At 38.1% G+C, this 14570-nt stretch carries 7 protein-coding genes; 5 read left to right on the top strand and 2 right to left on the bottom strand.

The features are described from left to right. Positions 1-1203: 1203 nt before the first annotated feature. The 3 genes from AC1DYB_RS04460 to AC1DYB_RS04450 all read left to right on the top strand — a co-directional run bounded on the left by AC1DYB_RS04460 (position 1204) and on the right by AC1DYB_RS04450 (position 9319). On the top strand, positions 1204-4242 hold the full coding sequence (locus tag AC1DYB_RS04460; protein WP_477432825.1) for an ankyrin repeat domain-containing protein: 3039 nt from the start codon (positions 1204-1206) through the stop codon (positions 4240-4242). A 12-nt stretch (positions 4243-4254) separates the two neighbouring features. After that, entirely contained in the window at positions 4255-8250 is a 3996-nt protein-coding gene (locus AC1DYB_RS04455; RefSeq protein WP_477432823.1) for a pre-toxin TG domain-containing protein, read from the top strand. 376 nt (positions 8251-8626) lie between these two features. Beyond that, on the top strand, positions 8627-9319 hold the full coding sequence (locus tag AC1DYB_RS04450; protein ID WP_477432821.1) for a hypothetical protein: 693 nt from the start codon (positions 8627-8629) through the stop codon (positions 9317-9319). A 425-nt stretch (positions 9320-9744) separates the two neighbouring features. Here AC1DYB_RS04450 and AC1DYB_RS04445 read toward each other — a convergent pair whose 3' ends face one another. Both AC1DYB_RS04445 and AC1DYB_RS04440 read right to left on the bottom strand, forming a co-directional pair. Further along, positions 9745-10236, bottom strand: a complete 492-nt coding sequence (locus AC1DYB_RS04445; RefSeq protein ID WP_477432819.1) for a HEPN domain-containing protein — start codon at positions 10234-10236, stop codon at positions 9745-9747. Next, positions 10229-11368 (bottom strand): GmrSD restriction endonuclease domain-containing protein, encoded by a 1140-nt coding sequence (locus AC1DYB_RS04440; RefSeq protein ID WP_477432817.1) that lies wholly within the window; start codon positions 11366-11368, stop codon positions 10229-10231. The genes AC1DYB_RS04445 and AC1DYB_RS04440 overlap by 8 nt, the downstream gene beginning before the upstream one ends. Before the next feature lie 272 nt (positions 11369-11640). On the opposite strand from AC1DYB_RS04440, the gene AC1DYB_RS04435 reads away from it, so the two are divergent. Together AC1DYB_RS04435 and AC1DYB_RS04430 are read left to right on the top strand one after the other, a co-directional pair. Next, the gene (locus tag AC1DYB_RS04435) at positions 11641-12897 is read left to right on the top strand and encodes a DNA cytosine methyltransferase (RefSeq protein WP_477432815.1); all 1257 of its coding nucleotides are present in this window, start codon (positions 11641-11643) and stop codon (positions 12895-12897) included. Further along, on the top strand, positions 12894-14570 hold the full coding sequence (locus tag AC1DYB_RS04430) for a GmrSD restriction endonuclease domain-containing protein (protein ID WP_477432813.1): 1677 nt from the start codon (positions 12894-12896) through the stop codon (positions 14568-14570). The genes AC1DYB_RS04435 and AC1DYB_RS04430 overlap by 4 nt, the downstream gene beginning before the upstream one ends.

The raw sequence follows: 14570 nt of genomic DNA, 5'->3' as shown, positions 1-14570 counted from the left end.
AAGCCCTCTACAACTTTGTAAAGGGCTTTATTAAATTTCCATAAAAAAACTCAGTAAATTTTGGCATTACTGAGTTTGTGCTCCTGAGCCTGGACTCGAACCAGGGACCCTCTGATTAACAGGGAGAAGTTCGAGAACCATATTTAGCTAAAAGCCAGTATTTTAACATCATCTTAAGAATTTCTGTTACACAATTGTTGCGCGTTAAACAGAAATACGATTAATTACACTAAGGTAAAAGAATTTGATTATATCGCAAAATGACCAGAGATAATTTTCGTGCTCAAATAACTTTAATTAGGCTTAAAATAAAAGGTTCGATTCCCTTATGGGCTAAGATTGACTCCGAGCCCGTTGGGGAACGTTTTCGAACCCCTTTCTGGAGGATTTACGCCTACTTGCTGCGTCTTGATTTGAGAAAACTGCATCTATTACAAGTAATTATTTTAGGTTATAACCTTAGTAAGTTTTTTCGCTACTTAACATAATGTCAAAATTAGCGTGGTGCGTTTTAAAAAAGAAATGGGGAGAGGTAAAACCTTTTCTTTGTAAAGAAAGATGCAAACCAAACTGGAGGTGGTTTTTTTGTGCAATCACGCAGTTTCAAAGTTGCTAAATAGTAATTATCACGTAGTCACATTAATTGCAGGCTATGCAGGACAGCATTACTTTAGTTTTATTCAGATTAAATGGGCACGCATTCAACTTCTGACATTAAGCAATTAGCCTATTAAGGTGTTGCTTTCTTACATTTCATTTGCTTGTTCGATCTGACCAAGCAGCATTTTGGGAGCCGGATAGGTTCTTTAAGCGGCCCATTAATTGCAAAAACACTCTCACTGCATAAAACTACGACAATCACTTTGTCGGGACATATTCGAAGAAATTGGCGAAGCTAAGCTGTATGATATATACATTATTTTGATTACCAGCTGATTGATTGACTTATTTAAAAATTTGCTACACATATTTTGAATTTGTCATGCGCAATACTGGCTGTTTATTTATATGGAAATATCATTTATTAGGCCAATAATTACAACTGTTGAATGTATTACTGGTAATTTTTTTTATTTTAATAAAATGTTCGTTTTTTATTATACACATTGATGTAAAGTATTGTTAATCAGATATTATGTTGTTAATTTTATGGAAACCAAGTCTTAAAAATATAACAATCGTATTTGTGATAATGTGAATACAATGCTAAAGCAAATATCTATAACTATTTTTCTTTTTTTCCTGGGCATGCAATGTTTCGGCCAGCAGTTGAAAGCACCTTGGATTAAAGTGAAAACCTTACTAATTAGAGAGGATACGGTGGAACTGACAAAGCTGGTAAAGTCCGGTGAAGCAGATTATCCGACGCTGGCCTATTTTGCTATATTAACCTGTAAGACCAAAGTATTCATTTCTGCTATCAACCATCTTTCATTTAAACAGCCAGCGAAACAGGATGACTTCGAGGATCCCTTCGTGTTTTTACCCACTTTCGTGCTTTGGACAGGTAATGATCAATTTGCGCATATCCTTTACGATAAGAAGTGGCGACTTCCTGACGATGCCGTCATAGAGACCGCGATGTGCATGAGGAAAAGCTTCCTTGAAATCGCAGCAGAACTTAACAAAGATATGCCAGGGCTCCAGAGCATGGTCTGCAGTCCGCCGGATGCAAATTTTCTGATTATTACAAAATGGCTTGTATCAATCGGTTATAAAGTCGATTACGCGCAAGTGCAGGAATTGATGTTAACAACTGGCTCCTTACAGGAAAAGATTTGGATGTACTTATTATCTCTGGTAAAGAACGGCGAAAACGGAATCACCAAAAACACTATGCTTCTATTGGCAATTTCCAGCCAAGATCACAACTACGTAAAGACTTTGTTGGAGGAAGGTGACATCGACGCTTCTTTTGTGCAAAAGGATAGTTGCATGTTGGAGTATGCGATTCATCGGAATGATGCCTCGATTGTTACTATGCTGTTGCAAGCCAATGCAAACACAAATTGGATAAGTTCCAAACTTACGCATTCTGTTATTTCCGAGGCTGCTTTATCTGGCAATTATAGCCTGTTCAGATTATTTGAACCTTATATTAAAGATATCAATTTAAAACACGACCATGGTAACAATGTCCTTCATATCCTCGCGGCCTGGTCTTCTGGCAGTGGCGCAGGGCAAACCTGCTTTTCTGGTATCATAGGACATGACTACGTAGATGGGCATCAGAAAATCGTTGATGAATTAAAAAACCTTGGGTTGAATTTTAACCAGGTTAATGACTGCGGCGATACGCCACTGGATGTATTAGCTACGCAGGGGAAAAAAGAATGGAAGGGTGTGGCTGCTTCGATATTTTCGAATACCTATCTTGAGAATTCACTCAACAAATTCGCGGTTCCCTATATCTACCTTGCAACGACTGATACAACAATTGTTAAAATTATCACTTCCCGCTTGGATAATCTGGAAGAACTGATCGGAAATTTGACAATCAATCCTTACCTGAATAACTTGCCTGTTAAAGACAGTCTGGTACAGAGACTTGTGTTTTACGCACATCGTATTCCGGATGAACATTATTGGGGAAAAGAGCTTTCTGAATTCACATTGGCAGGTAACGCAAATATGGTGCGATGGATATTATCAGATATTCCGCAGAAAAAAGGATTAATATTAAAAACCAATAATCTTGACTCTTTGCGATCACTTATCGTTAACGAGCCTGACGATAAGGGAAACACACCCGTATTAAACTTATTAAAAGCCTCATTGATCCCCAGAAACAGTACTTTCTTACAAATGACCAAAGCAATACTTTCCGCCTCGCCGGATCTTATGCTTAAAAATAAAAGTAAGGAAAACGCCTATGTTCTCCTGAGCAGGGAACCGGAGCTGGAAAAGATGGTATACAGATATTTTCAGATCGGTATACTTAAAAATCAGATCTTGGACATTAATCCGTCCGACAAAATTGTGCACGATGACTACACTGGCGAGGACCTGCGGAAGGATATTGCTGACTACAGGAATAGTAAACAATGGATAAAAAAACAAAGTTCCTGTTTTGAATGTCTTCTTCAGGGTCCCGATTACCACAACGACCATCAGGACAATATTATCAATGTGACCGGAGTTGGTACCAGGAATCTTGGGGCATGGCCGAAAAACGGCTGTGATGATTTTAAGGCTGACGACTTTATCGACAGGTCACAATTTCGCTATACCTATTATTTTTTTGGGGACACCAGCTATCGCTCAATTAGGCAGACTTATGGCGAAGATGAATTCCAATACCTGGAAGATTCATACGAATTTCGTTTACAAAGCAAATCCGCCTTGACTGATTTGAAAATCAAATGTGATGGAAAATACACAATCCCAGGGGCGAAATTTGACAACATCAATTTATCAGAGCTGCCGGGTGTGGTGATAGAGGCAGAAAGTCAGCCGATATCCATCACGCAAGGAAACAATAATTTCATTTTGAACGCAAATCAGAAAATTACAAGAGATCGCTCCATGGGCGATATTACAATTTCATATGTCACGGGTGACGACGGCAATTCACCCGGTTTCAGGATATATGGCAACAGACAGTTTAGCGGATATAATGACCTGATTGTTCCTTCTGGAAACGCTGAAGAAGAACGCTTCCGGTGTTATGTCGAAATCGCAAGACTCACTGCCTTTCTTCCAGATAGCAGTCAGTCAAACCTGGATAGAAAAACCGCCTTAGTCAGCAAACACCTTCTCTCCGAATACAGCATGCAACGTCAATATCTCCCGGTTTGTATCGCGGATTATCAAAAGGCTGTTTCTGCGCTGGAAAGCCTTGCTGAAGTCAAAAAAAAATTCAATGATTTTTACAGAAACTTTACGACCCTGACTAAGCAAAACGTCCCTGTGTTGGAAAGTGAACTAAATGTTTTACTGGGCTCCGGGTCGGTCACGCCAGAAGAAAAGGGGCGTTTTAGTGAATATCTTAAAAAACTCAAATCGGCCCTGACAAGCGCTCAATTGGCCAGCCTTTACCTGCAGATATTCAACGATCAGTTAAATCTGCATATTGAGGATAATATTACCGACTATCAGCGGTACACATTGGAACTGGCCCAATACGTTGATACTGGCATGCTCAAAGACAAGGATAAAAAGCAATTGCTTTTGACCAAGCCGTTCGAGTTCAAAAGCAAATATTCCGGAGCCATAAATTTACTGATTCATCACAATAATTAACCTTGGCCTAAAATGAAGTCCGAATCTCAGTTAAAAGCCCTTATTGCAATTATATCATTTGCAATAATAGCGTTAGTTCCGAGAGCAGCCCTTGCGCAGGATGTCGCTCCTTATGGAGAACAACTGAAAAGCTGGGTCGACAATGAAGCTCACAACGAATCCGTTAGAATTTGCAATAACGACTATGCTGACCGGATCCAAAAAACACTGATTTTGTCTTATGACAATGCATACCGCGACATCAAAAAATGCGATAGCTTGCTTTCTGTAATTTACACTCATATCAAACAGGTTGAAGATGGATTAAAGGGAAAAGACTCGGTAACAATCATCGTCAAAAGGTCCGAAGCAGCGAGATTGGACAATCTTTTGCTGCTTTCGATTGAGGGATCAATCACAGAATTGATGACCACCTTCCGTTGGGCCGACTCCATTTCGGGAAAGCAATTTTTTACTTATTACGGCCTTAATCATGTTGGGCGCGAAAGTGTGATGGAATCGTATACCGAACTGGGAAATTCCCTCGCAAAGACTTTCAACATCAAATATAATAATGATTTTTATGTCTCAGTCAGCTCAGACGGAACAACGACCATTCAGGGTCAGGGAAACGAGATTGTTATGTATTCGACAACAGGCGCGGCAATCGGCTATGAAATTGGTGGGCCTTGGGTCAGCGCGGCCGGAGCCGTAATCGGGGCGGCAATTGGCTGGTTTAGCAACCACCATAAACAACAACAAATGAAAGACGAAATAGACCGGCAAAACGGCATACTACAGGAGGCTATCATGCTGTTGCCGCAAAAACTGCTGAAAGGAGAGGAAATGTTCGCAATATACAAGTCCTGCTATGATACGATAGCACCTCAGTTTAAGCCATTAAGAGACGAAACCAAGGTTACTACTGAAAGCCTATTTAAATCTTGGAAATCACTGTATTTGTATAATACGGAGAGAATGGAATGGGCATCTTTGGAATTAACCAATGAGAAAATCAAAGCGATTCAAACAGCCTTCGGTGGCGATTCTGTTCTTAAAATACTGTTCAACGAAGACCTTCAGCAAACCGTAATCACTGACATAGGAACTGAGGAAAAAAAACTCAGCGACCAGAAATCCAAGTTATTAAAGGCTGCGAATTATAACAATCGGTTGATATTAGACTTTGAAAGTTATGCCGACGAATTGATTTTCTTCAATAGTATTTTAACTAACTTGGCTAACAACAATCAATTAATCCCCGATCGTCCGTTTATCAAGCAACAGGGGGATTTCATAGACAGTGAGATTTCGTTTCTTCCAAAATTGAAGTCTTTGATTTTAAAAAAGCCTTTTCTAAATGTTTGGACAATGTCTTCTGCGAATGTCCCCTTTAAAATGGCCATGTTCAAAGAGCCGATTCGAGTGAACGTGAAACTTTCCGTTCCGTTGCCTGACGGAAATGGCTTTTCGATTTGTGCCGAAGGTGGCGGATACATGTATTGTTTCGGAGGGGACACTTACCGGAACAGATTTGACAACAACGGGAACAACCCTGTGCAAAATGTTTTCGGTTCGAGTAACGATGGGGGCGTGAGAGGATTTAATGCGAGTGCTGCGCGGCAGATCGGTCGATTCCGGCAGGATCTGCAAACAAGGAACCAGCGCTTAAACAGCGACTATAATTCGATGCATGATGTGTTAAATAAATTGATCCCCGCCATTAAACCCAGCTTTGATGAAATAAATAGTTCCCTGAACCACTCGGTAACGGACGTTAACAGTGAATTAGCTAAATTCTATTCAGATAATTCCGGCGAGCTTGAATTAAAAAAGGAAAAACTTGATGGCTTTGCAGCCGCTGACTATGGCGATTACTCAGCACAGCATCTGCTTAATGACTTAGACTTAAGTACTGCGATTCAGAACAGTGTTCCCTCTGATCATTTATCAACCACTAAAATAAGCATTGCGGGGAAGGAATACACCAGTACAAAATGGACTTCGACCGACCCTGAAATGCAAAGCTTCATAAATGAGCAGTCGAAACAGGATGCGGCTTTAAAAGCTATAGATCAGAGAATTTCAGGTAATTTAACGGCAGGGCGAAAGGATCCTGTTTTTAATACCCGGGAAGACTTTTCGGGTTTTAAATCAAAAATGGCTGTAACGGATGAGTTTATTAATTCGCTGACCATGGGCAATTCAGATCTGTACGCTGACAGAAAATTTGAAAAGGAGCTAATTAAATTTTATAATGACCAAAATAAAATTGCGCGGCTGTACGGCTCTTCTGAATTACCTAAAAACACCACGATATTTAAAAACTATCCTTATTTAGGGCCTGCTCAAAGGCAGGACCTGTCGGGCGTGGTCGAAACCTATAAGAACTGTGTCGGGGAAAATTGTAACATTAACATTGCGACGGCGATATTTGGTATTAATCATGATAAATGGTTTACGGAGCATCGCAGAAATGATGGTACGTTCGATTCGCCGGGCGACATGCTGAAAGACGTAAATAACTCCAGCGAATGGCATTTTGTAGGTTACGCAAATGGTCAGAAATCTATCAATCAGGCCTCAGTAATTGCAAGCAAAGGCGGTACCGTACTGGCATTTCATACAGATGGTCAGAACACAGAGGTTGCCATCGTCAAGCCTGGTCTGCCCTATCGTAACGGAATCGGAAAATGGCAAAAGCTAAATGAGCCTGAGGTCATCAGATTTTCCCCTTCAAATCCACAGATATCGAAAGCAAATGCGCAGTTGTCAGATATGGGGATAGATCCCGGGGCGATTATGCTTTACGCGAAAAACAGGAATGCTCCTTATGCCAATATGAAGGTAACATCCGTCGTTCGACAAAGTATTGTTAATTCCGTAAGCCGCGACCCTGCTATAGGTTCGTACGAGGTCCCTTCAATCAATTTGACCGTTACATATACCGACGATGAAGGCAATGTGCAAAAAAAAGATTGCCAGATAGATATTAATGGCGATTATGTCAATCGGGTAAGAAGGGACTTCGGGAATCATTCTGAAAAAGTATTTCAGCAAATCTATGACAACAGAGATGATCTGTTCCAAAAGCCGGGAACGGTACCGGGTAATTTAACCGCCAGCCAGGCCAATGCCCTTAAGCATATTGAAATTTGCATATCAAATATTGATTCAAAATTCGATGCACATACAAATCCGGAGTGTCTTTATTACAGCGAATCCGTGCATGAGCTCTACAATACTTGTGTAAACGAACTGATTGCTAACCAGGATCCCGGCTATAGAGACGTGGTGGTAAATAGTGCGGAAAGTACAGCAGGTGTTTTCAATACGGTGGTAATGCAAAGTATCAATATTGCTACTGCTGTAACGCCCGGAATTAATGATGTTCGTGATTGGTACGAATTGACAACCGGCACTGATATGATTAGCGGAGAAAAACTTCAGACGTGGGAAAAAGTGGTTACGGGCGTAGCTGTCATTGCCGGTTCGGGAGTCTTATTCAGAAATATCATTCATACAGTGGCCAACAAGGAAGTTCGGGCCGTATTGACTGAGTCGTTAAAAGGAGTTCCTGGTCTGAAATATATTAAAGACGGAGAATTGGCCCGAAATTTCATATCTGACGAAGGCCTGATTTATCAAAATTGGAACCTGACATCAGGACTGTCTGAATTGGAGCGTGAGTCCAGAATCAAGCACATTTTACGCAGGCATACGGAATGGTACCGCGACCTTGGCAGAGAGATTAAATTGGAGGAAGGCGAGTCAAGAGCAGCCGCTGAAGTGGGAACAAGATTTAGGGTTGATGAACCAGATCAGGTGTTCAGAACAATCGATGAGGCATGGAAGCTTCGGAAGGAGGGAAAATTTGTAGTTAACGAACGGGGTTACCGGGAGTATGTCGTGGATCTGAAACGGGAGCTTGCCGCTGATAAAAAAAACGTTACTGCTGTGAAGATAATTACGGCCAACAGGGATGACGGTCATTTTATAATTACTGCTTATCCGGTCAAACCGAAATAACCTATAAATAGGAATGTTTTGTGAAGCAAAAGAAACATTTAGGAGGCCAGTCTTAGGAGGTTCTGCAAATGGGAGTAGAAGAGTGATTAGCTATGAGGTTTTTGAGTCCTTAAATAATTGGATTCGAGACCTGATTAATCTGTCATTATCGGTAACCTTAGCAGGCCCAATGTAAAACCGCTTGGTGGAAAATTTGAGATTGTTTGCAAATTTGATTAATTCGAGCCATTTTTTCAGCCTCAAATTGAAGCAGCTCGTATCGGGCAAATTTCGAAGTGTTTTTTAGAAGATTTAAGGAAATTGCAATTTGCATTAGGCACGGCAAACTGAAAAGTATTTGTTAGCTTTAAAAATTGTTCCTAATCCTAAATACTAAATGACTTATCAAGAACTGCTATCTCAATCAAAGTGGAGAGAACGACGTATCGACATTTTATTGCGTGATAGACATAAGTGTACAAACTGTGGCAATGAAGAAATTCTTAAAAATACCCATATTGGAACTATGTTCTATAATGGTCCGTACCATTCAGGTTTGAAGTATACTTTACGAAGTCTCAATGGTGAAGTTCGTCAAACTATTTTATTGAAAACGGATACTGGTATAAATGAAAAAGGTTATATAGCTTATGTGAACAAAGAAGATGATTATAGTAAGCTGGGGAAAGTACTTGCTGTGAGGAAAAGTCAATTGACTATCAGACCTACTTATGGAGAAGGAAATTTCCTAAACGAACTTCTAAAACTTGAATTACAATTACCTATTCAATCACTACAATGGGTTTACGTACCCGGATTACATATACATCATAAATATTACCAAAAAGGAAAATTACCTTGGGAATACCCCGACGAGGCACTGCAAACAATGTGTTGGCAATGTCACGAAAATTTGCACAGAAATATTATGGTTCCGTATTTAGATGAACGAGGTAATGACCTTGGAATGTTAACGCCATGTTATAAATGTCATGGAGCGGGTTATTTTCCAGAATATAAACATATTCAAGCTGGGATTTGCTTCAGCTGTAATGGCACAAGATATATTGAGCTAATGCACCTCACTTAGAAACTGATTCAGGCTCCCATTTGTTGAATTAGTTTAAGGATGAGATAAGGACAGTAAAATATCATAATATACTGCCATGAAATTAGTTCATGCAATCAATAATTATTGGCGACGAAGTAATTTTTTTTATCAAAGCGATAGAAATCGGTAATGGCGAATTACTTACATTGTCAATAAGTCTTACCAGAGAAGATTTCGTCTGAACTTCTTATCTTGCAAGAAAAGAAGCCAAAGAACTATTCAAACAATCGACATATTAGTGGAGATTCTGATTAACCAGACCACCTATTCCGGCGCAAGCTATCAGTTCGAATAAATGAGTATTCATAGTTTAAGGGAATCAATTGGATTTTTTTCTGAACCATTTTTTCAATAACTTAAATTTTAGCTGCTGTTTAATCGTATGCTAAATTTTGCGGAAGTATTTAAACGACAGCGGAATCTAAAATAGTAATTAATGTTAATGCATTTAAAAAATAGCCTTTAACATCAGTAAAGGATGACGTTGGCTGTCCTCCATGGGCAAATTTATTTCTTTCCTCGTTTAATGAAGATAAAGAGGTATTTATTTGGGCTTTGTCAGGATGATTATTTACCGCAGTTTTAAATGATGCGAGCCAGGTTAAATCAAACTTTTTTAGAGTATTGCAAATGTTATCATAACTGGGATTCATCGAGCTCTTTCGAATCGTTTCGTCGACGTAATTTCGAATTTGCGGACTATGATGCTGAGAATTATGATCTGCAACTATAGTTTTAAAACATTGTTCAACCGTTCCACAAGCTTTGATGATTGCGTATTTTGTCAAATATGGAACCGTATTATTAAATTGGCCCAAGGCTTGAATCAACAAATCAATTTGTGCCAATTCACTATTACAATCATTAATGTATTGCTGAGCCGCTGTATTATTCATATTTCAGGCCAAATAAAATCTCTAAAGCTTTACCTATGCGACCATTAATACTTTCAATGTTAGTAGTTCTAATTGTGGTAAACTTTTTAAAGCTTTCATCTTTAAGTAATGTGGTCCTTTTCTTTTTTAGCTGTGGAACATTAGTTACATCAACTCCTTTTTTAACAGCATAATTTAATGCAATACATATTGAATCAAATATTGTAGGATGGAATTTGTTAATTAATTTTTCTGGGGCTTTTTGCGATAGATTATGAAAGGCCGAGTTGCCCCAAATAGTTTCCGCTAAAACAATTGTATCAATAAATTCCTTTTTTCGTTTTTTAAGAACACTCGGGTTTTGTGATTCTTTTGATCCCATATACTCGTTAAGAAATTTTTTAAGAGAAATTTGCCCTGTTTTCTTCTTTTTAATCGCGTCGGATGATAATGCAAAAAACCTCAGAATAAATTCAAGATCGAGCATTCGCGGCTCTTCTATTTCTAATCCAAACAACGCGCGCCATCTCGCATTTCGATTAAGTTCAAATAGTAAGGTGTTAAATCCGCCTTGATAAACACAATTTCTAATTTCTTGAGGTTTTAGGGTCCTACCACTCGTATTGATCCGTTCAAAAATTTGATATAAACTCGTGTCATCATCTTTAGGGGCTTTTTGTTGAAAAATTATTGCATGGATCGTTGTACTCCGGATTTTCTTTTGATCAGTATCAATTAGTTCAACAAATGCCTTTCCTTTCCACCTTGAGTTTACTTTGTCAGAGTTAGACAGTTTGAAGACTTTTCCATCACTTGAAAAAATTCCTTTAACAAAATCATAAACTGTCATAATTCGCTGGTAGCCATCGATAATCAATTTATTATCGTTGGCCTCTTTTGCCAGAAAAATTGAAGGTACAGGTAAGCCTAATAATATTGAATCTATGAATCTGCTAGCCTCTGATTTATCCCAAACATATTTTCGTTGTAATTCAGGCTTAGTTAATTCCCCTTCATCGTACATCGTTATTAATTCGCGAAAAGATAAATCTGCTCCCCAAGAGGTAATATTAAAGAGATCATCATTGGCATAGTTGTCGTTCTGCTCTGATTCTATAAAAGCGACATTACTACTTTCTTCTGTTTCTGACATTGGATAAGGTTTAAATTTTAGCTACTCTGCAAAAGTATGCAACTTTTAAAATTAGTAATTTTAAGAAGTAAACAAGCTTTACAGGTGAATTTTTAATTTAAGAGCAGAATCACTTGAGACTTTATCTATGATTTTCTAATTTATTAGGTTTCCAACTTTGATGTTTATTGAGAGTAATTTAGCATCCTACTAGTGATTGGACAAGCAAAATGCCTAAGAAATAAATTAGGGTTAATTAACAGGTTTTTTGTTATTTTGTGAGGAAACATATTATGGGTAAATTTTCAGTAAATTCGTTTTTCTCAGGGATTGGAGGGTTTGATTTGGCTTTCGAAAGACAGGGTTTCGAGGTAAAATATCAATGTGAAATAAATAAATTTTGCAGAATGATACTAAACCGACATTGGCCAGGAGTAGTTTGCGAGGCTGATATAACTAAAGTTTCTTCAATGGATTTACCTTTAACCAACGTTTGGTGTGCAGGATTTCCATGTCAGGATGTGTCTGTTGCTCGTGGATCAAATGGTAGGCAAGGGCTAAAGGGTAAGAATTCTGGTTTGTTTTATGATTTTTTTAATTTGATTGAACAAAGACAACCGGAGGTTATTCTTTTAGAAAATGTAGTAGGCTTGCTGAGTTCACATGAAGGCAATGATTTTAAAATCATTCTTCAGTCCTTAAACAATGCAGGTTATGGAGTTTCTTGGAGGGTTTTTAATAGTAAATTTTTCGGTGTACCACAATCAAGACCTCGAGTTTACATTTGTGCGTGGAAAAATGATATCAACAAAGCGACATATGTATTACACGAGTTATTGGAATCGCAAAAAAACGAAAAAGCAAGATTGCAATTTATAAATCCTCAAATTAATAAGGAACTTGGTTTTACTGTACCAGAGCTTGCTTATTGCCTCGCCGCGACATCAGGTCGGCACACAGGGACTGATTGGAGTAGAACTTATGTTTCTTATCATGACAGGGTGCGAAGACTTATACCAACAGAATCAGAAACATTACAAGGCTTTCCTCTTAATTGGACCTTACCAAATGACCCTGATCAAAATTTGCTATACGATTTTGATAGTTTAAGATATCATGCTATCGGTAATGCTGTATCTGTCCCCGTAATTGAATGGATTTCTAAAAGGGTTAAAAAAATGCTTAGTGCCAAGTCTAAATCTTTTAAGACGGAGGATATTTTAATGAACTATGGTGATTTTAAAAAAGGCAAGCCCAGATATCAAAGTGTTAAATCGGAAGATCATTGTAAAATAAAATGGAATACTGGAGGAATCGCCGTTGAGGGAGAAGCTTTCGATTGTAAAGTTTTTGAGGCTTGTAATGAAACTATAAAAAGTAATCTTATCGATTTTATTTCTCCCATATACCCCGCTGAAAAATATTTCATTAGCCCCGGGGCTGCACGAGGAATATTGCGCCGAGCGGACAGTCAAAATAGAAAATTATTTACTCCTTTCAGGGAATCCCTTGAAAGATTATCTGAAGCTGATTTAGTACAGGCAATATGAACTTCTGCATAATCAGACTCGGAAAGGATAGCATTGGTGACATCCAACGAATAGATGCGACAAACTCACATGATTTTTCAGCTTTTAGCATAACTGTTTTATGCAAGCAAGTTCCCTTTGAAGCCAATAGTGGCACTTATTGCCTGTTATGGCTTGGATCTGATAACAATAAGGGAATTCCTACAAGTTGGGAACAAGGTATTAGGGCTTTTGGCAAAATACTTAGGAAGTCTGGTGGTCCGGCATATAACGACACTTGGAACGTGGAGTTAGAAATCGGCTTTGTATTAACAAAGTCGATAAAAAAACTGGAAATTTTATCAAATAATTCCAAAAGTTATACTTTGATTGCAAACATCCCGGTAATAGGATTAAATACAAGTAGTAACCAAACGATCCAAGCAATAAAGCCAAATGAGCCACGGCAAGATATTTCGGCATTATTCTATTGCATTAATGCTGTCGACAATAATTTTTATCGATACATGGATGCTTATTATCCTGAGTTAGGTAATTTTACAATATTCAACCCACCTCTAGATGATGAAAATTCAAATTATTCTTTCGAAGATATAGAAGAAGAACTGATTGATAGTGAACCCGAAACTTCAATTATAAGTAAAATATTCGATCCGTCACTTATAAATATTGATAATCGGCTCGTAAATATAGACCTCATTGTAAAGCGTTTGCGTCAACAACCGCCAGAAATAGATTTATACCCAGATTTTCAGCGCAATGACGATTTATGGGATATAACAAAACAAAGCAGGCTAATAGAATCCATTCTGATTCGGTTTCCATTACCAGCATTTTATTTTGATGGATCAGACAGGAATAATTGGCTGGTCGTCGACGGTCTTCAGCGCTTAAGTTCGATTAGGAACTTTATGCTTACAAAATCACTCAAATTAACAAATCTGGAATTTCTATACCAGCTCAACGGATTGGGATATGATGATTTAGATAGAAGTCTCCAACGTCAAATCGAAGAAACTCAAATAATTGCATATGTTATTAATCCTGGCACTCCAGATGATGTTAAATTTAACATTTTTAAAAGAATAAATACTGGAGGGTTAGTTCTGACAGCTCAAGAAATACGTCATGCACTTTACCAAGGTAAGCCATCTAAATTTATTGCAGATCTTGCGAATCTTGAGCAGTTTAAAATTGCTACTAATTATTCTATAAGACCTCAACGAATGTTAGATAGAGATTTTGTAAATCGTTTTTTGGCCTTTTTTCTTATAGGGGAAAATAACTATGTACCCGATTTAGACACCTATATGAGTCGTGCTATGGCTCAGATTAATGTAGTGCCTGATATCGTATTAAAAGAATGTAAAGAGGCCTTTATTCGGTCTATGGAATTAAATAGCCTTATTTTTGAATCAAACGCATTTAGACGGATAGATCGAAACAGTACTCGAAAAAAGCCTTTGAATAAGGCCTTGTTTGATGTTTTCTCTGTATTGTTTGCTCGCCTTGACTCAACTTCTTTTATTAAACTGAATGAAAATCGAAAACAATTTATTCATGGTTTTATAAATCTTCTTGAAGCTGACCCAAATTTTCAATCATCAATATCAAGTTCGACAAGTGACCGTAATCGTGTTAATTATAGATTTGAGAAAATTTCCGAATTGATTGATTTGGTTTTAATTAATTGA

This window comes from Mucilaginibacter sp. P2_A4 (assembly GCF_056405015.1).
This window is presented reverse-complemented; position numbering and strand designations above follow the sequence as displayed.